General features: G+C 55.8%; 18 protein-coding genes and 1 tRNA gene. 14 read left to right on the top strand and 5 right to left on the bottom strand.

Annotation, left to right across the window (positions count from 1 at the left end; translation table 11 throughout):
* Position 1: 1 nt before the first annotated feature.
* A complete protein-coding gene (locus ACTOVJ_RS04910) occupies positions 2–2,656 on the top strand; it encodes a dipeptide ABC transporter ATP-binding protein (protein ID WP_449503677.1) in 2,655 nt (884 codons plus the stop codon).
* Positions 2,657–2,693: 37 nt separating this feature from the next.
* Here ACTOVJ_RS04910 and ACTOVJ_RS04905 read toward each other — a convergent pair whose 3' ends face one another.
* Entirely contained in the window at positions 2,694–4,580 is a 1,887-nt protein-coding gene (locus ACTOVJ_RS04905) for a dolichyl-phosphate-mannose--protein mannosyltransferase (protein ID WP_449503678.1), read from the bottom strand.
* Positions 4,581–4,682: 102 nt separating this feature from the next.
* On the opposite strand from ACTOVJ_RS04905, the gene ACTOVJ_RS04900 reads away from it, so the two are divergent.
* Together ACTOVJ_RS04900 and rsmI are read left to right on the top strand one after the other, a co-directional pair.
* Positions 4,683–5,027, top strand: a complete 345-nt coding sequence (locus tag ACTOVJ_RS04900; protein ID WP_449503679.1) for a metallopeptidase family protein — start codon at positions 4,683–4,685, stop codon at positions 5,025–5,027.
* Positions 5,028–5,063: 36 nt separating this feature from the next.
* Entirely contained in the window at positions 5,064–5,879 is an 816-nt protein-coding gene (rsmI, locus tag ACTOVJ_RS04895; protein ID WP_449502661.1) for a 16S rRNA (cytidine(1402)-2'-O)-methyltransferase, read from the top strand.
* Positions 5,880–5,889: 10 nt separating this feature from the next.
* Here rsmI and ACTOVJ_RS04890 read toward each other — a convergent pair whose 3' ends face one another.
* Positions 5,890–6,801, bottom strand: a complete 912-nt coding sequence (locus ACTOVJ_RS04890) for an isochorismatase family protein (RefSeq protein WP_449503680.1) — start codon at positions 6,799–6,801, stop codon at positions 5,890–5,892.
* 173 nt (positions 6,802–6,974) lie between these two features.
* Between ACTOVJ_RS04890 and metG the strand changes: the two genes are divergently transcribed.
* The 6 genes from metG (at position 6,975) to ACTOVJ_RS04860 (ending at position 15,017) form a co-directional block, all read left to right on the top strand.
* On the top strand, positions 6,975–8,786 hold the full coding sequence (metG, locus tag ACTOVJ_RS04885; RefSeq protein WP_449503681.1) for a methionine--tRNA ligase: 1,812 nt from the start codon (positions 6,975–6,977) through the stop codon (positions 8,784–8,786).
* A 3-nt stretch (positions 8,787–8,789) separates the two neighbouring features.
* Positions 8,790–9,752, top strand: a complete 963-nt coding sequence (locus ACTOVJ_RS04880; protein ID WP_449503682.1) for a TatD family hydrolase — start codon at positions 8,790–8,792, stop codon at positions 9,750–9,752.
* Positions 9,753–9,869: 117 nt separating this feature from the next.
* Positions 9,870–11,189 (top strand): resuscitation-promoting factor, encoded by a 1,320-nt coding sequence (locus tag ACTOVJ_RS04875; protein ID WP_449503683.1) that lies wholly within the window; start codon positions 9,870–9,872, stop codon positions 11,187–11,189.
* A gap of 28 nt (positions 11,190–11,217) precedes the next feature.
* On the top strand, positions 11,218–12,081 hold the full coding sequence (gene rsmA / locus ACTOVJ_RS04870) for a 16S rRNA (adenine(1518)-N(6)/adenine(1519)-N(6))-dimethyltransferase RsmA (protein WP_449501343.1): 864 nt from the start codon (positions 11,218–11,220) through the stop codon (positions 12,079–12,081).
* A 106-nt stretch (positions 12,082–12,187) separates the two neighbouring features.
* The gene (locus tag ACTOVJ_RS04865; protein ID WP_449503684.1) at positions 12,188–13,099 is read left to right on the top strand and encodes a 4-(cytidine 5'-diphospho)-2-C-methyl-D-erythritol kinase; all 912 of its coding nucleotides are present in this window, start codon (positions 12,188–12,190) and stop codon (positions 13,097–13,099) included.
* A gap of 4 nt (positions 13,100–13,103) precedes the next feature.
* Positions 13,104–15,017 carry an ABC-F family ATP-binding cassette domain-containing protein gene (locus ACTOVJ_RS04860; protein ID WP_449501341.1) on the top strand — a complete coding sequence of 638 codons (1,914 nt, stop codon included), beginning with the start codon at positions 13,104–13,106 and terminating at the stop codon, positions 15,015–15,017.
* A gap of 63 nt (positions 15,018–15,080) precedes the next feature.
* Here ACTOVJ_RS04860 and ACTOVJ_RS04855 read toward each other — a convergent pair whose 3' ends face one another.
* The 3 genes from ACTOVJ_RS04855 to ACTOVJ_RS04845 form a co-directional block, all read right to left on the bottom strand.
* Positions 15,081–16,310: an ABC transporter permease gene (locus ACTOVJ_RS04855; protein WP_449503685.1), complete on the bottom strand. Its 1,230-nt coding sequence runs from the start codon at positions 16,308–16,310 to the stop codon at positions 15,081–15,083.
* The gene (locus ACTOVJ_RS04850) at positions 16,307–17,269 is read right to left on the bottom strand and encodes an ABC transporter ATP-binding protein (protein WP_449503686.1); all 963 of its coding nucleotides are present in this window, start codon (positions 17,267–17,269) and stop codon (positions 16,307–16,309) included. Before ACTOVJ_RS04850 ends, ACTOVJ_RS04855 begins: the two co-directional genes overlap by 4 nt.
* 89 nt (positions 17,270–17,358) lie before the next feature.
* A complete protein-coding gene (locus tag ACTOVJ_RS04845; protein WP_449501338.1) occupies positions 17,359–17,991 on the bottom strand; it encodes a TetR/AcrR family transcriptional regulator in 633 nt (210 codons plus the stop codon).
* Positions 17,992–18,122: 131 nt separating this feature from the next.
* Between ACTOVJ_RS04845 and ACTOVJ_RS04840 the strand changes: the two genes are divergently transcribed.
* From ACTOVJ_RS04840 to pth, 5 genes are all read left to right on the top strand, one after another.
* A tRNA-Gln gene (locus tag ACTOVJ_RS04840) sits at positions 18,123–18,193 on the top strand.
* Positions 18,194–18,247: 54 nt separating this feature from the next.
* Entirely contained in the window at positions 18,248–19,309 is a 1,062-nt protein-coding gene (locus ACTOVJ_RS04835) for an NTP transferase domain-containing protein (RefSeq protein WP_449501337.1), read from the top strand.
* Between the two features lie 103 nt (positions 19,310–19,412).
* On the top strand, positions 19,413–20,393 hold the full coding sequence (locus tag ACTOVJ_RS04830; protein WP_449503746.1) for a ribose-phosphate diphosphokinase: 981 nt from the start codon (positions 19,413–19,415) through the stop codon (positions 20,391–20,393).
* A 226-nt stretch (positions 20,394–20,619) separates the two neighbouring features.
* On the top strand, positions 20,620–21,237 hold the full coding sequence (locus tag ACTOVJ_RS04825; protein ID WP_449502673.1) for a 50S ribosomal protein L25/general stress protein Ctc: 618 nt from the start codon (positions 20,620–20,622) through the stop codon (positions 21,235–21,237).
* Positions 21,238–21,383: 146 nt separating this feature from the next.
* Positions 21,384–21,968, top strand: coding sequence for an aminoacyl-tRNA hydrolase (pth, locus tag ACTOVJ_RS04820; RefSeq protein ID WP_449501335.1), 585 nt, complete (start codon positions 21,384–21,386; stop codon positions 21,966–21,968).
* The last annotated feature ends 26 nt before the right edge of the window (positions 21,969–21,994 follow it).

Raw genomic sequence — 21,994 nt, 5'->3', positions numbered from 1 at the left:
AATGGCTGCAACTGAATCTCTCACCCGTATATCTGGCGCATGGGCAGATCGCCTCCCGTTCGTCAAGAGCGTCCGCCGATCACACGGCATCCAGCGAGGAATGTTGGTGGCCGGTCTGATTGTGACCGGGCTGATGCTTCTTATGGCGATCTTTGCCCCGCTGATCGCGCCCTATTCACTCGCACAACAAGGCGATGCCAACGGCCCATTCGGTTCACTCCAACCTCCATCGGCTCGCAACTGGTGGGGAACCACCGTGTCAGGTTTCGATGTGTTCTCCCGCGTGATTTGGGGTTCCCAAACGGCACTTGGTGTGATCGTCCTTGCGGTGGCCGCCTCGTGTGTGATTGGAGTGGTGCTGGGATTGGTCTCGGGCTACCTGGGAGGATGGGTTGATCGCGTAGCCGTGGTCATTGCTGACGCGGTGTATGCGTTCCCCTCCTTGCTCCTGGCAATTGTCTTGTCAATCGTTATTTCTGGTGGTCAGTCCAACGCAATCGGCGGTACCGTGGCCGCAGCCGGGTCAATTGCCGTCGTCTTTATTCCACAGTATTTCCGGGTGATTCGTGCCGAAGCGGTGCGATTGAAATCGGAACCCTTCGTTCAAAGCGCCAAAGTGCTCGGCGTACCTGCGCCCACAATTATGTTCCGACACGTTCTGCGCAACGCCACTCGCACTTTGCCCCTCATTGTCACTCTCAACTGCTCCGAAGCGATCTTGACTCTCGCAGGTTTAGGGTTCATCGGTTTTGGAATTGAGCCCACAGCAGCTGCTGAATGGGGGTACGACCTCAACAGATCACTGGCTGACGTCACTTCGGGTATCTGGTGGACATCCCTTTTCCCCGGTGCCGCAATTGTTTTGGCAGTTTTGGGGATCACGCTGGTTGGTGAATCTCTCAACGACCTCGCTGACCCGCGTCTTCGTACCCGACGGGCAGAACGTGCCTCGGCTCTGAGTACCGATATTGTGGCGCCGACGTCGGCAGACGAATCGCGACTGAAAGTCACCGACCTCTCCGTGACCTTCCCGACTGACGACGGCCATGTTCAAGCAGTTCGACACGTCTCACTATCCATCGCTCCGGGGGAGATCCTCGCTCTCGTGGGAGAGTCTGGCTCTGGAAAATCAGTGACCTCGCGTGCGATTCTTTCTCTTCTGCCATCCGGGGCTGTGGCCTCAGGAGCAATCGTCATCGACGGTGACAATGTGGTGGGATTACGCGGGGAAAAGCTACGCCAGTTGCGTGGAGGAAAAGCGGCAATGGTGTTCCAAGAACCATCGGCGTCACTTAACCCAGTCTTCCCGATCTGGTGGCAGATGGGGGAGGGTTTGCGTGCACACAACGGCACAATCTCACGCAAAGAAATCAAAGAGCAAACCATTCGCGCTCTGGAAACAGTGGGGATCGATGACGCCGAACATGCGATGAACCGCTACCCTCACGAATTCTCGGGCGGACAGAAACAACGCATCATGATTGCGATGGCATTGGCGATGGGAGCCAAGCTGATTATCGCCGATGAGCCAACGACAGCTCTAGACGTGACAGTCCAGGGCGAAATCCTTGACCTTCTTCGTGATATTCGCGATCGCTACAACACCTCGATCCTGCTCATTACACACAACATGGGTGTGGTTGCCGATCTAGCGGATTCTGTGGCAGTGATGAGGAATGGCGAGATCATCGAGCATGATCGTGTTGGTGAACTTTTCGCACGCCCCGAGCAGCCCTACACTCGTGATCTCCTTGCCTCCGTGCCACGCTTAGGGCAGCATGTCACCGAGGCAAATGTTGTGCCTCCTGTTGCAGATCGCGGCGATCAGCAACCGATTGTCGCTGCTCAAGGGCTCAAGGTGACCTATCCTGGCAGACTCGGTGCGCCAGATTTTCAGGCTGTGCGGGGAGTCGATTTTTCGATTGCCCCATCAGAAGTTTTTGGTTTGGTGGGCGAATCTGGGTCAGGAAAATCCACCATTGGACGTGCCATTGCAGGTCTCGAAGAAGTCACAGGTGGATCGCTACGCGTTTTCGATACTGAGATACGCGGGGTGAAAGAACGCGACTTCCGCCCACTGCGCAAAGATATTGGCTTTGTCTTCCAAGATCCGTCTCTGTCTCTCAATCCACAACTGACTATTGGGGACGCTATCGGCGAACCAATGGCAGTACACCGAGCAGACATGAGCGAGGCGGATCGCCAGCGCCGAGTCAATGAGCTCCTTGAAGCTGTCCGCTTGCCTGCGTCGTTCGCCAAACGCTTCCCACATGAACTTTCTGGCGGTCAGCGCCAGCGTGTGTCCTTTGCACGTGCTCTTGCACTCGAACCCCGACTTGTGATTGCCGATGAGCCGACATCTGCTCTCGATGTTTCTGTCCAGGCAACGGTTCTTGAGCTTTTCACACAGCTGCAACGTGAATACGGTTTTGCGTGTGTGTTTATCACACACGATCTCGCTGTTGTGGACATTGTCGCTGACCGTATCGGCGTGCTTCACAGAGGACAGATGGTGGAAAGCGGATCGAGCACACAAATCCTGCACGATCCACGCCACCCCTACACGCGCAAGCTCATCGCATCCTTGCCGGTTCCTGACCCTGCTGAACAAGCCCGACGTCGGGCAATGCGCACATCGAGCCGCGAGGCGATCTAACAGAATCGCTCTACGCGCCAAGCCGGGCTCCTGTTTCCTAGATCCACGACGGCAACCACATGTGTGCCTGCCAGAACCACCGGGGAACCGGGATTCCAAGCCAGAGTGGGAGCCAGAAGATCGAGGAGATGACGATAACTGCAACGAAGATCAGGATAAAAATTTTCGATGCACGATTGGGGAACCCGGTTGTTACGCGCTCCGACGAGGGCAACATATCGGTCATCCATGCTAGACCGTACACGAGCGCCAAGACAACGAACGGAACAAATGCCACGGCATAGAACTGGAAGATCGTTCGATCTGTGTAATTGAGCCACGGCGCCCAAAGCGCCAGATAGCCTGCAAGAATCGCCCAGGCGCGCCAATCCCTGCGGATCACTGCCATCGCAATGACCACGAACAGAGCTGCCAGAGCAGCCCACCACATCAGCGGATTTCCGATCGATGTGATCGCGCTGACACATTCATCTGACCAGCACGATCCCTTTGGCATGGCCTCTGCGCCTTTCCAATAGAAACTCACAGGCCGCCACTGAAGGAGCCACTGCCATGCTTGCGATTGGTAATTGTGAGGTGTGGAAAGGCTGGTGTGGAATGCGTATGACTCAATGTGCCAGTGCAACCATGAGTTGACGACGTCGGGAGCCCAACTGAGCGGCATCGCGATCTGTTCGTCTGGCGGGAGGGTGACATTCGCAGCGATCTGCTTGGTGGCCCACTGACGATCCCACCCGTCGGGATTGATAAACCACGGCGTGAAGGCAGCGATGTACGTGACGATTGCAGGAGGAACGAGTTGGACGAAGGCAGGAATACCCTCACGGAACGTTCCAGCTCCAAACCAGAGACGGGCTCCAATAGCTTTTCGTGCGGTGATACCCCAGACGAAGATCAACAGACCGAACACTGCAATCACGTAGAGACCTGACCACTTCACCGACGTCGACAAGCCGAGGAACACTGCTGCAAGCAGTATCCACGGGCGGAAGAATGACGATGGACCCCATGGGTCTTGGGGGCTGAGCGTCTCAAAATCAGGGGTGGTGGGTTTATCGGGAACAGAGTGTGTGGCGATGGGAGGTTCATTGTCCTGGACATGATGTACACCAACACGAGAGAGCATCATGTCGGCAAGAGACTTGTCATTCGTTGCCAGATGCGATCCGGCAGGTTCAATCTCAGGTTCAGTATCCTGAGCTGCAGGCGCCCTCAACGGCCCATACGCGACGCGATGTGCAAGCCGTGCACGTGACCAATCACGATCGCGCAGAATCGCCCAGAATGCAACCAACACAAACAGCGAAATCATGTTGTCGAGCAAACCTGTACGCGACATTGTGAGAGCGAGCCCATCCAGCGCCACAAAAATTCCAGCAATTGCGGCCAAAGGAATCGACCGGAACAGCCGCAAAGTGATACGTACCAACAAGGCAACCACAAGTACGCCGCATATCGCCGTCGTGAAACGCCAACCATATCCGCTTGTGTCCCCTGCGATTCGCATACCTTCGCCGATCAGCCACTTCCCAAACGGCGGATGTACCCAGTGATCGGGATTGTCGTGAACAAGACTCCCGAGAGGGGAACCGCTCTGAACAGCAGAGATGAAGCGATCGTTAAGATCCTCCACATCTGACCACGCACGCTCGTAGCCCCAATGGAGCATCGAATATCCGCCCTTGACATAGTAGGTTTCGTCAAAGATCAGCGCATTGGGGGAATCGAGGCGAACGAAACGAACCACGGCTGCGATCAGCGTGATCACTGCTGTCGTCACCCAACCGTAGAGACGCATTTGAGCGTTCACCAGCGTGCCAAGAGGGGCAAGCCCAAGCCTGGCACGTAGGAAATTTTCGAAACGCTGTGCATCGTCAGTCTCAAGCGTGAGTGTTTGTACCGTGGAGTTCTCTTTTGTGGTCACAGACCACATACTAGCGGGAGGGGGTGACATTTTTCGTGTGTACTACCGCGAGTGCTGCCCCTGGCGCCGACGTCGGCGCAAAACCGCCGGTAGACTACCGCTATGGTCGAAATGAGCGAAGAAGAATTCGAAGAACTCGTTGCCGATGCGCTAGACGAAATTCCACAAGCATTCATTGAGCGTCTCACCAACCTGGTCTTCCTCATCGAGGACGAACCTGATGACAACGATCCTGACCTGCTCGGTGTCTACGACGGCTTCGCACAAACTGATGGCGGTGATGATTTCGCTGAACCGAACAAAATCATCATTTTCCGCGGGCCGACTTTGCGCATGTGTGCCAGTGAAGAAGAAGTTGCGGCAGAAGTCAGAGTCACAGTATTCCACGAGGTTGCGCACTACTTTGGCATTGAGGATGACGAACTCGGTGAACTTGGCTGGGCATAGCGCGTCAGAGTGCGGCTGACGCGTAGAATGTGCCCCATGATCGTTCTTGCCGCCACACCCTTGGGAAATGACGATGATGCGTCGGTGCGTTTGCGTCGCGAACTCGAAGACGCATCGCTGATTGCTGCCGAAGACACACGCCGACTGCGTGCCCTCGCATCGCGGCTCGGCATCGAAATTTCAGCGCCCGTGATCGCCTACCACGATCACAACGAGGTCGAGAAAGCTCCTGGCCTCATCGAGGAAGCGAAAGCGGGTGCGCGTATCGTCATGGTCTCTGATGCAGGAATGCCGTCGATATCTGACCCAGGGTATCGTCTGGTGTCTCAGGCCGCCGACGCCGGTGTTCCCGTGACCGTTGTGCCTGGCCCGTCAGCCGTACTGACAGCCCTGGCGATCTCTGGCTTAGCTTCAGATCGTTTTACGTTCGAGGGGTTTTTACCTCGAAAGGCGGCTCAACTTGCTCAGGCTCTTGAGGCACTTGCAGATGAAGAACGAACGATGGTGTTTTTTGAATCACCACGCCGACTTGCCGCCTCCCTTGCCGTGGCCCAAGAGGCATTCGGAGAAGATCGCCGAGCTGCAGTGTGCCGCGAACTGACGAAGATCCACGAACAGGTCATTCGAGGCACGTTGGGAGAACTCAATGAATGGGCCAAGGGAGAGATCCTGGGCGAAATTGTACTTGTGATCGAGGGAAGTCCCGCCGCAGAGTTTTCCCACGCTGCTGTGGATGAAGTTGTGGAACTGACGCGCCTTGGCCTGCGAATGAAAGATGCGGCCAGCCATGTGGCCGCCCGCGAAGGGCTCCGCAAGAAGGAACTCTACGAGGCGGCACTGGCCAGGAAGTGATCGCTAGCGATCAGCGAAGATCGGAGAAATCGAAGTCGGAGTCGTCGGCTTCGTCGGAGAAGTCGATATCCTCATCGATCCCTAGGTCATCAAAATCGAAGTCGTCTAAGGCGTATCCGCTCAAATCTTCGGCGTCGGCTTCGAGTGCGATGTTTGACAGTTCTTCGTCTTCGCCGTCCGAGGTAAGCTCGGCTCCGTCTTCTTCGTCGTAGCCGTCCTCCTCAAAGGCGTCGTGACCGATCGCGCTTCCGTAGCCGTCTTCTACCTGAGAGCCACCAAAACCGTCATCTTTGTATTCGTCTGACCAGGGGAGTTCCGATTCGTCTTCTTCGTAAAAGCCGAATGCTTCCCCAGACGAGATCTGCTCAATGCCCGCTTCATCCATGACCTCGCGTGCCGATGCTCCGAGTTCGGCACTGACAGGGACAGTGAGATCGGAGAAGACTCGCGTAGGCCAACCCAAGCGCAAGGCGTCGAGAGCGGTTTCCTTCACGCAGTGAGATTCAGCGATGCCGACGACGTCGACAGCCTGAATATCGGCCGCACGTAAAATCTGCTCAAGTGAGCGGTCGTCCTGATCCTTGCCTTCGAAACCCGAATACACCGCATCGTATTCGCCCTTTTTGATCGAGGCGTCAATGGGGAGCGACGCGATAGCTTCGTGAAGTTCGGCTTCAGCACTTCCGGCAATCCCGTGGGGCGGCCAGGTATCAACAAAATCAGGAGTTGATGAAAAATGCTTCCCGGGATCGATATGCCAATCTTGGGTAGTGACGATTAATTCGTATTCGTCTGCATATTCGGTCACGAAATCTGCAATACGTTCAGCCACAGCGTTTCCACCTTCGACGGCGAGCGCGCCACCTTCGGTGAACGTTGGTTGAACATCGACAATGAGGAGTGCCCGGGTCGGATTTTCCACAATATACCTGCCTTTTGTGTTGTCTGAAGCGGCCTCGGCGCCTCACTTTACGTACTACTGATAGTTTAAGCGTCTGCGTGCGCTGTTGGCACCATTACGCCGACAGCGCGACGGCGTCGGGCAGGTTTTCGCGGGAACTCGCGCGAGGCGCGCCCGGGTTCTAAACTTGAGCCATGTCAAAAATCCTTTCTGCAGTTGCATGGCCCTATGCCAACGGCCCGCGTCATATTGGACACGTGGCAGGTTTTGGCGTTCCTTCGGACGTTTTTTCGCGTTACATGCGAATGCGTGGTCACGATGTTCTGATGGTGTCGGGCACTGATGAGCATGGCACTCCGATTCTCGTCGCAGCTGACAAAGAAGGTGTAAGCCCCCAGGAGCTTGCTGATAAAAACAATCGCATCATCGTTGAAGATCTTGTGAACCTCGGCCTCTCCTACGATCTTTTCACCCGAACCACCACTGTGAATCACGAGCAGGTGGTTCAAGATTTGTTCCGTGGCTGCCGTGATAACGGCTACATGGTGGTTCACGAGACACCTGTCGCAATCGATCCGCAAACCGGCAACACTCTGCCTGATCGCTACATTGAGGGCACATGCCCTATCTGTGGCGCTGCAGGAGCACGCGGCGATCAGTGTGATACCTGTGGCAACCAGCTTGATCCCCAGGATCTCATCAACCCCGTGTCGAAAGTGTCGGGTCTTCCCCCTCAGTTCAAGACAACTGAACACTACTTCCTCGATTTACCGCGCCTGGCAGGGGCGCTCGGCGAATGGCTTGACTCAGTGGAGAAAGAAGGCAAGTGGCGTCCAAACGTCATCTCCTTCTCGAAGCACCTTCTTGAAGATGTGCGTCCGCGGGCGATGAGCCGGGATATTTCGTGGGGGATTCCTGTTCCCGGGTGGGAAGAGAAGCCGAACAAGCGTCTGTATGTCTGGTTCGACGCCGTTGTTGGTTACCTCTCTGCCTCGATTGAGTGGGCACGCCGTCGTGCCAACGCAGGTAAAGGGACGGCGGAAGACTGGCGCGAGTGGTGGACCAACCCCGAAGCACTGTCCTACTATTTCATGGGCAAAGATAACATTGTGTTTCACTCCCAGATTTGGCCAGCAGAGCTGCTTGCATACAACGGTGAGGGTTCTGAGGGTGGCGAACCGGGAGCATTCGGTCGTTTGAATTTGCCCACGCAAGTTGTGGCTTCGGAATTTCTGACGATGGAGGGAAAGAAGTTCTCCTCGTCAAAGAACGTTGTCATTTACGTTCGAGACCTCCTGTCGCGTTACCAGGCTGACGCTTTGCGCTACTTTATTTCGATTGCTGGACCAGAAACGTCCGATTCCGATTTCACCTGGAGCGAGTTTGTCCGCCGTAACAACTCGGAGCTCGTGGCTGGCTGGGGTAATCTCGTCAACCGTACGGGTGCGATGATCGCGAAGAAATTCGGTGAAATTCCTGCTGCTGGCACCCGCGAGGATATTGATAACGAGCTCCTTGAACATGTCCGCGGCGGCTTTGAAACCGTTGGAAATCTCATCGGTTCGCATCAGCAACGTGCAGCGCTTGCCGAGCTCATGCGCCTGGTCGGTGAGGCCAACGCTTACGTGGCACGAACCGAGCCATTCAAGCTCAAGGCTCCTGAAGATCAGCCGCGTTTGGCAACCGTCTTGAATACTTTGATTCAGGCAGTATCCGATCTGAACACGATGATGAGCGTCTTCTTGCCACACTCCTCGAACGTGATCGACACAATCCTCGGTGGCGATGGCACAATTGCGCCGATGCCGCAGCTGGTTGAGACGGAAGATATTGACAACGGTCACCCGTTCCCGATCATTACCGGTGACTACACGCACGTTCGTGCGTGGGAGCCGCGTGATGTTGTTCCTGGTACTCCGATCACAAAGCCCACTCCGGCATTCCAGAAGCTCGATGAGTCTGTTGTGAGCGAAGAGCTTGCACGACTGGGCTTGATTGAGGAGTAAAACTTGGGCAATTCAGCCTCAAAGAAGCGCCGGCGTAGCCTCCTTCCCGATGTTCCGCCGGCGCTTGCTCATGCGATCGTTGATAATCACACCCACATCGAGATTTCTGGGCCAGGGCGAAGCTTTGATCCTGCTGATCAACGAATCAGTGAGGACCCTGAAGGTTGGCGTTATCCGCCGACTTTGGGTAACCAGCTTGCCGTGATGGAAAGCGTCGGGGTGCGTGCAGCAATCACTTCCGGGTGTGAAGTCCCGGCGCTCGCGCCCACGTATGAGCTGGCTCAGTCGGTTCCTAATATTTTTGCGGCACTGGCGATTCACCCGAACGAAGCGGCGATGCACGCTGGTGTGCGTGAAGTTGCTCCCGATGGTCTCACACCTGATCCGCAGCCTCATCACGAGCAATACTCCCTGGATGATGCCATCGCCCAGGTTGCCCAGTTGGCCACAGCAGATGAGGTGGTGGCGATTGGAGAGACTGGCTTGGATTACTTCCGTACAGGCGATGCGGGCAAGGAAGCACAGAAGTATTCCTTTCGTGAGCATATTGCGCTCGCAAAAGAGTTGGGCAAGCCGATGCAGATCCACGATCGTGACGCTCACGCCGATGTCGTCGAAATTCTTCTGGCCGACGGCGCTCCCGAAAGAACAGTGTTCCACTGCTTTTCCGGTGACGCAGAGTTGGCGCAGATTTTGGCAGAAAACGGCTGGTATGCATCGTTTGCTGGTACGGTGACCTACCCTGCCAACGATTTCTTGCGTGAGGCGCTTGCGGTGTTGCCAGCTGAACTGATCCTCGTCGAAACAGATGCTCCATATCTGACCCCGGTCCCGTTCCGGGGACACCCGAATACCATTTGGGGGAGTGTGTACACGGCTCGTGCTCTGGCTCAGTACCGCTCAGTGGGTGAAGAAGAATGGTGTGCACAGTTGGATGCCAATACATCGTGCGTGTACGGAATCTGAACGGTATTGGCCGTTTTTCCGCTCATAACGTGGGGTCTACCGCAAATCCCTTGCGAAAGATCACGTTTTGATTACAATCGGTAACTAGTAAATAACGCACAGTTACTGGAGTAAACATTGGCTACTGAAAACTCGGTCGAAGCTCTGTTCGGAGATCATGCGCTCGAAGAGCCGATTCGTCCTGGAACGCGTCGGGCGCGCCGTGCCGCAGAACGAGAGGCAGAGCATCACGCGCGAGAAACAGAAGCTCTTGCCGGCGAATTGCTGATGCCACAGAACAATGAAGCTGAGCAGGTTCGTCAGGCAGAGCAGCCTTCCTCCGTGGATGAGCAGGATGACATGCCTCCAGCTCATGACGTCTCGGAGAGCTCAGCGAACAAACTCGATAACCCCGCGTCGCCCGATACTGAAGAAATTCCGGTGGTTGCCAGTCCCCCAAGTGCCGAAGATGACGAATCGGAGATTGATGAGGTCGCCCCAGCTCGCCGTTTCGTTCTCTGGAGGCGTGCGACGGCGGCGGGGATCTTCCTCGCCTCGGTCGCAACGGTGGCGTCATTTGCATTGTCGAATATTGACGCCAATTCTCAAGCGCAGGCTGCTGCGGAGGGGAACCGTGCTGTCCTCGTTCGCGCCACGCCAATGTCTGTCTCGAACACCTCTGCTGATGTGTCGTTTACGGCACGTATCGGAGGAAAAGACGTAGCTGTCCGTGCGCGTGCAGGACAGACGTACGGTGAGGCGTTCGCAGCAGCGAAGCTTGGCGTCGATGCCGACGATGAGGTCTCTGTTGGCTTAGGAACTCCAGTGAAGAACGGTGCCGCAATCACTGTGGTGAAAGTGGATGTTCACACCGAATCTCGCCCCTACAACGAAAAGTTCACCACCACCCGTAAGGAAACCGCTGACCTTCCCAAAGGCGAAACACGAACTGAAACTGATGGCAAAGATGGCAAGGGTAGCCGCACATACCGTGTGACATTCCGTGATGGAAAAAAGGTCAGTGAAGATATCCTTTTCACTTCCTCCGCGCAGAAGCGGATCGACGAAGTCGTGCTTGTTGGTACGGGAAATAAGGAAGAAATCGCTGTCAAAGAAGCTGCTAGCGCTGGTATCACCGCAGGGCCTCCGGCAAGCCCAGGGAGCGCGCGTGCAATCGCACAGTCGATGCTCGCGTCGTATGGTTGGGGGTCAGAACAGTTCGCCTACCTCGATTACTTGTGGCAGCGTGAGTCGAACTGGCGTTATGACGTCGCAAATCCATCGTCGGGAGCCTACGGAATTCCGCAAGCACTGCCGGGCTCGAAGATGGCCTCGGCCGGTGCCGACTGGCGAACGAATCCTGCCACTCAGATTAAGTGGGGGTTGGGATACATCAAGGCTCGCTACGGCAGCCCGGCTGGTGCTGTGGCACATTCGCGTGCGACAGGCTGGTACTGATGCGCGGCATGGCGGTTATACTTCCACTATGCAGTTACTAGGACCGGTTCAGATTCGCGAACTTGCGCAACGTCTTGGCGTTTCTCCCACGAAAGTTCTTGGACAAAACTTCGTGCACGATTCTGGTTCCGTACGCAAGATTGTGCGCGACGCCGGTGTGTCAGATTCCAGCCGTGTGCTCGAAGTTGGGCCGGGACTCGGCTCCTTAACTCTTGCCTTGTTGGAAACCGGGGCTGAGGTGTCCGCGGTGGAAATTGATCCTCCACTCGCCGCTGCGCTCGAAGATACTGTCGTCGAATTTGCCCCGGAGGCAAAAGAACGATTCGCTGTTATTCTGCGAGACGCAATGACAATTACCGGTCCGGATTCGCTTGCGGTGCCTTCGGTGTCGTCGGCGCCATTCACGCCGACGCATCTTGTGGCGAATCTTCCCTATAACGTGGCTGTTCCAATCTTGCTCACCGCGCTCGAAACGTTGCCTAGTCTTGAGTCGATCACAGTGATGGTTCAGTTGGAAGTGGCTGAACGCCTGGCAGCAAAGCCGGGTTCGCGTGTTTATGGTGTTCCGAGTGTGAAAGCGGCATGGTATGCCGACGTGAGCCGTGGAGCAAAAATTTCTCGCAACGTTTTTTGGCCCGTTCCCAATGTTGATTCCGCGCTTGTTCACATGACCCGGCGCGAGCATCCACGCGGAGCGAGCCGCGATGCTGTTTTTGAGGTGATTGATGCCGCCTTTGCTCAACGCCGCAAGACTCTGCGCGCTGCATTGTCGCCGTGGGCGGGGAGCCCCGCGTCGGCAGAAGAGATTCTTGTGCGAGCCGGAATCGATCCGAAACAGCGTGGTGAAAAGCTTCAAATCGCAGACTTCGTGAAGATCGCGGCAGCGCGTTAATCGCGTGTCAACGCTCTCTCATTCCCGAGGTTACGGGGAAGAGGAATATTTCCGGATTGTGAAACCGGGGTGAATGAAATGCGTATCACGCCGTAGAATGAGTTCTATGCGCTACGTTTCAGTCACTGTCCCAGCAAAGATCAATCTCGCTTTGCGTGTGGGCGGTGTGCGCGAAGATGGCTTCCACTCTCTTGACACCGTTTACGAAGCAGTTGATGTACGTGACCGTATCGAGGTGTGGGCCGATGATGAGCTTTCCCTGGAAATGACAGGTGTGGGTGCAGATCTTCCCACGGATGAAACAAATCTTGCGATGCAAGCAGCGCTTCTGATGAGGCGAGAATTTGGTGCCGCTCAAGGAGATCCAGCTTTCGGTGTGGGCGCGCGGATGAAGATTGCGAAAGCCATTCCTCTTGCTGGAGGAATGGCTGGTGGAAGTGCAGATGCCGCAGGCGTCCTCGTGGCATTAAACGCACTCTGGGAAATCAATGCTCCGATCTCCACGGTGGAAAAACTTGCCGCGCAGCTCGGCTCAGACGTCCCGTTTGCACTCCATGGTTTTGTCGCTCACGGTACTGGGCGTGGTGAGAAAGTTTCGCCAGTGCGTGCGGGCACGAAGCATACGTGGGTCATCCTGTCCCAAAGCGAGGGCTTATCAACGCCAGCTGTTTTCCGTCAGTTTGATGTCCTTCATCCCCAGGCCACGGATCCGGCATCCACTGAAGAACTTCGCCGTGCACTGAATTCTTCACAGCCCCAAGATTTCGCTCGATTGTTGGTCAACGATCTTGAAGCACCGGCACGCGCATTACGCCCCGACGTCGCTGCGCTTCTCGACGATCTCAAACATGCAGGATACGCTGTGCTGCTTTCCGGCTCCGGCCCGACTGTTTTGATTTTGTCAGATGCAGACGAAGCTCCTGAACTGGCAGAAGGCTTACGTCACGATTTCCCCTCACATACAATCACGGTAGCTCGCGGGCCAGTCCGCGGAGCCCACATCACTCACGCGGAGTAGTATTTTGGCCCATATTCTCGGTTTCGAGGGCGTGAGTATCTCCCTCGGCTCGCGCCCGATCCTGGGCAATGTGAACGTTTCATTCGGTGACGGTGCCCGAATCGGTATCGTCGGCCCAAACGGCGGTGGAAAATCGACGTTACTGAAACTGATGACGCGCGCTCTCGCCCCCGACGTCGGGCAGGTGACGATGGTGAGTGGCACCCGTTTTTCTCTGCTCTCGCAGGCCGATTCACTCAATCCTGATGACTCAGTAGCGCAGGCGATTCACGGCAATTCTGAGCAGTTCGAGTGGGCATCTGATGCGGCGATGCGAGCCTTGCATGATGGCCTGATCCCCGACATCCCGTTGGAGAAGAAGGTCAGCGAGCTATCGGGTGGACAGCGCCGACGCGTATCTCTCGCGGCCACGCTCGCTAAGCCGTCCGACGTCGTCGTCCTTGATGAGCCGACCAACCATTTGGATATCGAAGGAATTACCTACCTCGCACGGTATCTTAACGAGCGTTTCGGGCGCGGTGAAGGGGCACTTGTGGTTGTCACCCACGATCGCTGGTTCCTTGACGCCGTTTGTGATCGTCTATGGGAAGTTGTTCCCGGCCATGATGGTGCCGGCGGGCGCAATCCGCAGCCAGGTCACGTCGAAGAATACGAAGGTGGCTACGCCGCCTACGTTTTGCAACGTGCCGAGCGTGCACGAATTGCCCAAGCAAGCGCAGAAAAACGCGCAAATCTGCTACGCAAGGAGTTGGCGTGGTTGCGCCGCGGAGCCCCGGCACGCACCTCGAAGCCACGTTTCCGTATTGAAGCAGCCAACGAACTCATCGCGAATGAGCCACCTCCGCGTGACACAATCGAGCTAGCGAAAATGGCAACATCCCGCTTGGGTAAACAAGTGGTGGATCTAGAGGATGTGTGGTTCTCCTATGATGCAGGTGCTCGTGATGCGGTGGAAACGGATCCACAAGCAGCTCTGACAGATGAGGGAGTGACCTTCATCCTCAAAGACGTCACGTTACGGCTGGCTCCGGGAGAACGAATCGGAATCCTGGGCGGAAACGGAGCAGGAAAATCGTCGCTGCTTGGCTTACTTAACGGGGCGATGATGCCGACGTCGGGGCGCATTAAGCGTGGGAAAACTGTTGTGCTGGCAACGCTTTCGCAGGAAACACATGAACTTGATGAGATCAGTGAGCGACGTGTGGTTGAAGCAGTTCACGATGTCGCCTCCCACGTGATGGTAGGGAAGAAGGAGCTTTCGGCCGGGCAACTTGTGGAAATGTTGGGGTTCACTCGCGAACGGGCGTGGACGAAAGTGGGTGAATTGTCCGGTGGCGAAAGACGCCGTTTGCAGCTGATGCGCCTGATGATCGGGGAACCGAATGTCCTACTTCTTGACGAACCAACCAACGATCTTGATACGGACACATTGGCGGCTGTGGAGGATCTCCTTGATTCCTGGCCGGGAACACTCGTCGTTGTCTCCCACGATCGGTATTTCCTTGAGCGCACCACCGATCACCAGATCGCTGTGATCGATCACCGAGTGCGTGGTCTGCCAGGTGGTGTTGACCAGTATCTCGAGCTACGTCAGGATGAGACGATTGCGAGCACAAGCGGCACGCCGTCGTCAGGAAGCGGGACTGTGGCTGACGAAGAAAAGAAAACTTCGGATCCTGCCAAAGAACGCGCTGCGAAGAAAACGATGGCACGCCTTGAGCGCCAGATGAGTAAACTCACCGAGAAAATTGACAAACTCGGAGTGAAACTCGCCGACGTTAGTGCGAATGTCGCTGACACAGGCGCATATGAGGAACTCGCTGGGCTTGGTCGTGAGATTGCTGAACTCAAAGATGAGCACGAGTCGTTAGAACTTCAGTGGCTTGACGCTGCCGAGGACGCTGAACGCTGGAGTTAAGCTGGTAACTTTTGGGGATAAAAGGTGGAGCAGCCGGACGGCTGCTCCACCTTTATGACACTGTTACTTGCCTCGGAAGGCGTCGGTGAGCTTGATGCGTTTTCCGGTACGCAGCACAGAACCCTTGTAGATGCGTCCGGCTACCCATGCGAGAAGTGGGAACACTGCCACCGAAACGAGAGCCGAAAGGATCTGGCTCCATACGGGGACTGCTCCAAATGCTTCGCGCACCGGCATCATAAATGGTGAAAGGAACGGCACGTATGACAGTGCGACTGTCACTGGCCCATCCGGTGAGACTGGCACTAGGTACAGCGCCACGTAGAAGCCTGTCAGGGCGATCAGAGTAATCGGCATATTCGCTTGAGCCAGATCTTCTTGACGTGAGACCGTCGCAGCGACTGCAGCAGTGAGCGTGGCATAGGTGAAGAATCCGATGACCACCCAGATCAGTGACCAGCTCAGAAGTGATGTCACTGAAATGAAGGAGCCTAGCCCGGCGATGTAGACGGCTCCCACAATTGATGCCATCGTCACCGCGTAAAACATCAGTGCGTAGGCGCCGATACCGAGGATCTTGCCTGTCAGTAGCTGATGTGGACGGACAGCCGAGAGCAAAATTTCCACCACACGCGATTGCTTCTCTTGGACCACGCCCGCACCGATCTGAGAAATACCCATGACGATCGACATCATGAGCAGGGTCAGCGTCACGAATGCGGGAGCCATCTTTGACGGATCCTCGAACATGTTGCCAAGGCCACCATTCGACACCTGCTTCGAGGGCAGATCAGAGGCGAACTGGAGACTCGTCATTTGTTCAGGAGTGGCGCTCTTTCCCGTTGCCTGTTCTACTATCCAAGCGGTCGCCACGTGGCTCAGGAAAGTGCGAGCCCTGGAGTTATCTCGGTCTGAGCCAATCTGCACGGTCGTGGGTTTGCCGGGCTCGCCAGCAAGAACAATGCCGATCTGGTTATCAGTGTCGTCCTTTTCTTTCAGCCACTTTTCTGCATTTTCTGGGGTGATCTGTGCGAATTCAACAGATCCGGGAGCGAGACTTTTGCTGACAGCTTCGGCAGTTTTCTGATACTGCGCCATCTGCGGTTCGATACCGACGACGAGCACCGTCGGGTCAGTGTCGTGTGTGGGTGCATCGGCGTTCAGGTCGGGCAAGAAAATACGTCCGGCGATTCCCGCAATGAGGAAGATGCCGATCGTCACCCCGAGCATCACCTTGGATGACTTCGCGTTGGCGACTGCTAAAAACTCATGCTTGGTAATTGTGGCGATCACTTGCGGCCTCCAAACAGGGCAGTAAGCCCCCTCTTCTTCTTTGTGGGCTCAGCGGGAGCAGGCGGTGGAACTGTGACGAGATGTGAGAACAATTCGTTCAGATGTGGACGGTAGGGTGTGAAGCTTTCAACAGTCCCCACGGTCAGGAGTGCGCGCAGGACATCCTGAGCGGACACCTCGTCGGACAGCGCAACGCGCAGGTGCCCGTCGGTGTCAGTGACACTGACGCCAAGGGGAAGCAGTGCGTTGCGTGCGGCTGAATCTCCGGCTCCGCTCACGACGTCGATATACGGATGCTCGGTGGTACGCAGTTCGTCGAGTGTTCCGGATGCGACAATCTTGCCGAGCGACGCCACAGCCACACGGTTACATAGTCGCTCAACGAGGTCGAGCTGGTGAGACGAGAAGATCACGGTGGCACCTGCTTCAGCCTTTTCTTGCAAGACCCTGCTCATATCCTCGACTGCTAACGGATCCAATCCTGAGAATGGTTCATCGAGCACCATGATCTTTGGATTGTGGATGAGTGCGGCGGCGAGTTGAACGCGCTGCTGGTTGCCCAGAGACAGGGCTTCGACGGTGTCCGACCGGCGTGCGGACACGCCGAGTCTGTCGGTCCAGTATTCCATTGCTTGTGTCGCGTCAGCTTTGCTCATCCCCTGAAGTTCGCCCAGGTAGATGAGTTGTTCGCCCACCATGAGCTTGGGGTAGAGGCCGCGCTCTTCTGGCATGTAGCCAAAACTGCGCCGTGAGTCGAAGTTCAGTTTTTCGCCGTCGAGGCGGACTTCGCCATCGTCGGTGCTGAGGACTCCGAGCATAATCCGCATCGTTGTGGTTTTGCCGGCACCGTTTGATCCCACAAAGCCGAAGACGTCGCCGCGTTCAACCGTGAAGCTCATTCCGTCAAGCGCTTGGGTGTCCCCGAAGCGCTTGCGGAGATTATCGATTTCTAAGCTCATTGAGAGGCCTTCCTCGTTGAGGTTAATTCTCTCTTAGGGTACATGTTTCTCACAATGTATGGCGCACAAGAAATGCTTGTGGTTGGAGGTTATTGGGAATGGTTAATTGTTCCCAAGTGAGGCTCTTTTTCGAGGTCATGTAACCCATTCCAGACGAGGTTCACCACATGCGCAGCGAGCTCATGCTTATCTGGCTCACGGTTCATCGCCCACTGCTGTCCCGTAAGCCCGACCATTCCAGCGAGCATCTGCGCGTAGAGAGGAGCGGCATCCTCATTGAGACCGAGTTGGGTGAAGTAAGGAGCTAAAAGTGAAGTGAGGTAGTCGCCAATATCGGACAGAATCGTGGAAAAATTTCCGGCATCGAGTGCATCTGGAGACTGGTGAATGAGTAATGAAAAGCCGTCCGGATGTGCGTCAATGTAGTTGAACAGTCCATAGATTGCGCGTTCGAGGGCGTAGCGAGGGGAAATCTCTGGGCCGAGTGAATCTGCTAGCAAGGTTCCCACCGCTTGCGTCTCACGGTCAACGATCACCTGGTAGAGACCCTCTTTACCTCCAAAATGTTCGTAGATGACAGGTTTTGAAACGCCTGCGCTCGCGGCGATTTCCTCGATAGACACGGCATCATAACCATGGCGTGCGAAGAGTGATCGGGCAATCCCGATCAGTTGCTCGCGACGTTCCAACCGCGACATCCGTTGGCGTTTTTTCTCAGTCATGCCACCCATTATGCCAGTGTGTTGTGAGTCGCGGAGCCGCGTGAGTCCTGACGGTGTGAGGTGGGACTGGTTACGATATTCCTTTCCGTGTTGCCGAGCGCGTCGGACTTTTGGCACAATAGTGAGCGCTGTCCCCCATGGTGTAACGGCAGCACACGGGTCTTTGGAACCCTTAGTCGAGGTTCGAATCCTTGTGGGGGAACTGCGGCGCAGGTGAATGCCTAGCGCCGCTTATACCTATTTATTGGGAGGAACAGTGGCTAAGCTCAGTGCCGCAATCGTGTTGGCAGCGGGTAAAGGCACCCGCATCAAGTCCTCTGTCCCAAAGGTTTTGCTTGAGATGAATGGTGCGTCCCTCGTAGGACACATGCATCTCGCAGTTGCTGGGCTTGAACCCGATCACGAAGTTTTTGTGGTTCGTCATGAGCGTGAGCGAGTGGTGGAACACCTTCGTGAGATTGCCCCGAAAGCTCTTATTGCTGATCAAGATGATGTGAAGGGGACTGGCCGCGCCGCCTGGTGTGGTTTGCAGGCACTTCCTGATGATTGTGAAGGTGCGGTGCTCATCGTGGCAGGCGATTCGCCGATGTTCACCACTGAGTCGCTTGCACAGCTACTCGCCGCCCACGGCGAAAATGCTGTCACTGTTCTCTCCACGCGTGTCAGTGATCCTTTTGGGTATGGCCGTATCATGCGTGATGCCTTCCCCGGATCCAACGAAACTGCCGGTAGTCCGGATGCAACAGGTTCGATTATTGGCATCGTCGAGGAAAAAGACGCCACTGATCTTCAGCGCACGATTCATGAGATTGGCACCTCCACCTACATCTTTGACGCTGCATTCCTGCGCGAATCCCTCGGTACTCTCAGTACCGATAATGCGCAGGGCGAGATGTACCTCACCGATCTCATTGCACAGGCCGCCAATACTGGCGCCGGCGTAGGTTCCTTTATTCTTGAAGACTCCGTCCAGGCGGAAGGCGTCAATGATCTCGTTCAACTTGCCACGCTCCGCGCCGAAAAGAACCGGCGCATTCTTGAGCACTGGATGCTCACCGGTGTCCACATCATCGACCCCTCAACAACACATATCGGCATTGGAGTGACTCTCGATCCCGATGCCGTGGTCGAGCCTGGAACCGTGCTTGCAGGAGCTACCCACGTCGGTGCGTTCGCGCACGTGGGCCCACATTCTCAGCTGACAGACGTGGAAGTGGGCGCCGGTGCGCAGCTTCCTTACGTGGTTGCGTCGAACGTCACCGTGAAAGAATCGGAGCAAATTCCGCCTTTCACAGTGCTTGACGGGGCAACCGGGTAGGCTGAGAACTGAGGAAAAGATCGCCTGCGATTCCCAAGGGAGAAATTCTGTGATCAACGCGGAAAGCAACACGGACAACGCCTACGACGTTCACGTAACTGGCATTCATAAGAAAGGCGAAAAGCACCTGGTGGTGGCCTCTGGTCGGGCTCACCCGGAGCTTGCGCAGGACGTAGCGAAGGCACTGGGGATCGATCTTGTTCCGGTCACCTCCTACGACTTTGCCAATGGTGAGATTTACGTTCGTTTCGAAGAATCGCTTCGTGGTACAGACGTATTTATCATTCAGTCCTTCGAAGGGCCGATTAACAAGCAGATCATGGAAGCTCTGATCATGCTCGATGCGGCCAAGCGTGCATCGGCGAAGCGCATTACCATCGTCGTGCCGTCTTACCCCTATGCGCGCCAAGACAAGAAGCACAAGGGGCGCGAGCCGATTTCTGCCCGCCTGATGGCAGATCTTTTCACGACAGCGGGTGCTGACCGAATCATGTCAGTGGATCTCCACGCTTCGCAGACCCAGGGGTTCTTCGATGGCCCAGTGGATCACCTTGTTGCCATGCCAACCCTGTGTGATTACGTGCGCGGCAAGGTTGATGTGTCCAACGCAGTTATTGTTTCCCCCGACGCTGGTCGCATCAAGGTTGCTGAGCAGTGGGCAGCACGTTTGGGCGGAGCACCGCTGGCGTTCGTTCATAAGACGCGTGATATTACCCGCCCGAACGAGACAGCGTCGAACCGCGTGGTCGGTGATGTCATGGGTCGCACTGCCGTGATCGTTGACGATCTTATCGATACCGCAGGCACGATCGCTGGTGCGGTTCGCGTAGTGAAGGATGCAGGAGCCAAGGACGTTATTATTGCCGCTACCCACGGTGTCCTGTCTGGTCCGGCGCGTGAACGTTTGGCGAACTCGGGTGCGTGTGAAATTGTTCTGACTGACACCGTGCCGATTCCTCCGGAAAAGCGTTTCGATAACCTCACAGTGCTCTCGATTGCTCCGGTGATTGCGAAGGCAATTGCTGCTGTCTTCAACGATGGTTCAGTGACTAAACTTTTCGAAGAGCAGTGCGCTGAGGAGTAGCCTGAGGTTTTATTCTTCGTGAGCCGTGGTGAAAGCCGCGGCTCACTTTTGTTTCCATTCGTCTTTTGTCTTTACGGAACCATCACAGGCGGGTAAACTGTTGGGGTTGCCTCGGCGAGGGAGCGTGTGCTCCGTTATCGACGCGGTGTCTATGTTCCTTCGGGGGCCTAGCCCGTACTGGGGCCGTTTCGCCGCCCATGGGTGGCACAACACGAAGGAGAAAATAATGTCAGATCGCATCACACTTTCTGGTGAAAAGCGCACCGAGTTCGGCAAGGGCTTTGCACGCCGTATGCGCGTTGCAGGTAAGGTTCCGGCAGTTGTTTACGGCAAGGATTCCGAGCCGATGCATATCACCCTTGATTACCATGAGACCTTCTTGGCTGTGCGCGGCAACGCTAACGCCCTGATCTCGCTTGACGTTGAGGGCGAAAAGCACCTTGTTCTTCTCAAGGACAAGCAGGTTAACCCGCTCTCGCGCATGATCGAGCACCTCGATCTGCTTCGCGTGAATGCTAAGCAGAAGGTTGACGTTGAAGTTCCAGTTGTCATCGAAGGCGAGCCTGCCGGCGATGCAGTTGCAACTGTTGAACTCATGCAGGTTCTCGTGAAGGTTCCGGTTATTGACATTCCGGAGTCGATTGTTGTGTCCGTTGAGGGTCTCGAAGATGGCACGACCATCCGCGTTGCAGATCTCACCCTCCCGGAGGATGTTGAGATTGAGCTCGACGGCGAAGATCCGGTTGTCGTTGTGGCCGTTCCGCAGGTTGACGAAGCACTTGAGGCTGAGGAAGCTGAAGCTGAAGCCGGTGAAGCTGAAGCAGCTGAGGGCGACGCTGAGTGATTCTGTGATCCTAGGTTGGCATGTTCAGATGTGAACCTTTGATGAACTCTCGGGTGGGCGGAAAGCGAAATGCTTTCCGCCCACCTCCATCTTTGCGGCTAGAATTATTCTGTTTTGGCCACGCGATTAAACTTGGGGATTGAGAAATGTTTGCAGTAGTTGGCTTGGGAAATCCAGGCGCACAGTATGACAGTACGCGGCATAATGCTGGACACATGGTCATTGATACTTTGGCCAGACGCGCTGGAGTCAACCTCTCATCTCACAAACAGACACAGACCCTTCAAGGGACTACCCGCATCGGAGTCGGCCCTGGACGCGATGGCGAACAGGTCGTCTTCGCCACGCTCATGAGCTACATGAATACATCGGGTGGGCCAACAGCGTCGTTGCTCAAGTACTACAACATTGCTCCGGAAAATCTCATTGTTGTCCACGATGAACTCGACATTGATTTTGGAGTGTTGCGCCTTAAACGTGGGGGTGGGGAAGGAGGTCACAATGGCCTGAAATCGATTACTTCTTCGCTCGGTTCTCCACAGTACATCCGCCTCCGTTTCGGAATTGGACGCCCACCGGGCCGTCAAGATCCGGCCGACTACGTGCTCTCCCGCTTTGCGCCGTCACAGCGTCCAGAACTCGACATTTTGCTTGAGGAAGCTGCCGACGCCGTGACTGACGTTATCGAGCAGGGCCTGGAGAAGGCCACGATGCGTCTGCATACTCGCTGACATCGCCACCAACACACCACCTGACC

It is taken from the genome of Arcanobacterium sp. (ex Cirak et al. 2026) (genome assembly GCF_053585065.1).
Note: the sequence above shows the minus strand (reverse complement) of the source record. Positions and strands in the feature narration are given on the sequence as shown.

Coding starts and splice junctions, on each gene's coding strand:
- rsmI (WP_449502661.1), top strand. CDS start 5,064: ATGATCGTTCTTGCCGCCACACCCTTGGGAAATGACGATGATGCGTCG.
- ACTOVJ_RS04865 (WP_449503684.1), top strand. CDS start 12,188: ATGCGCTACGTTTCAGTCACTGTCCCAGCAAAGATCAATCTCGCTTTG.
- ACTOVJ_RS04910 (WP_449503677.1), top strand. CDS start 2: ATGGCTGCAACTGAATCTCTCACCCGTATATCTGGCGCATGGGCAGAT.
- metG (WP_449503681.1), top strand. CDS start 6,975: ATGTCAAAAATCCTTTCTGCAGTTGCATGGCCCTATGCCAACGGCCCG.
- ACTOVJ_RS04850 (WP_449503686.1), bottom strand. CDS start 17,269: ATGAGCTTAGAAATCGATAATCTCCGCAAGCGCTTCGGGGACACCCAA.
- pth (WP_449501335.1), top strand. CDS start 21,384: ATGTTTGCAGTAGTTGGCTTGGGAAATCCAGGCGCACAGTATGACAGT.
- ACTOVJ_RS04825 (WP_449502673.1), top strand. CDS start 20,620: ATGTCAGATCGCATCACACTTTCTGGTGAAAAGCGCACCGAGTTCGGC.
- rsmA (WP_449501343.1), top strand. CDS start 11,218: ATGCAGTTACTAGGACCGGTTCAGATTCGCGAACTTGCGCAACGTCTT.
- ACTOVJ_RS04900 (WP_449503679.1), top strand. CDS start 4,683: ATGGTCGAAATGAGCGAAGAAGAATTCGAAGAACTCGTTGCCGATGCG.
- ACTOVJ_RS04845 (WP_449501338.1), bottom strand. CDS start 17,991: ATGACTGAGAAAAAACGCCAACGGATGTCGCGGTTGGAACGTCGCGAG.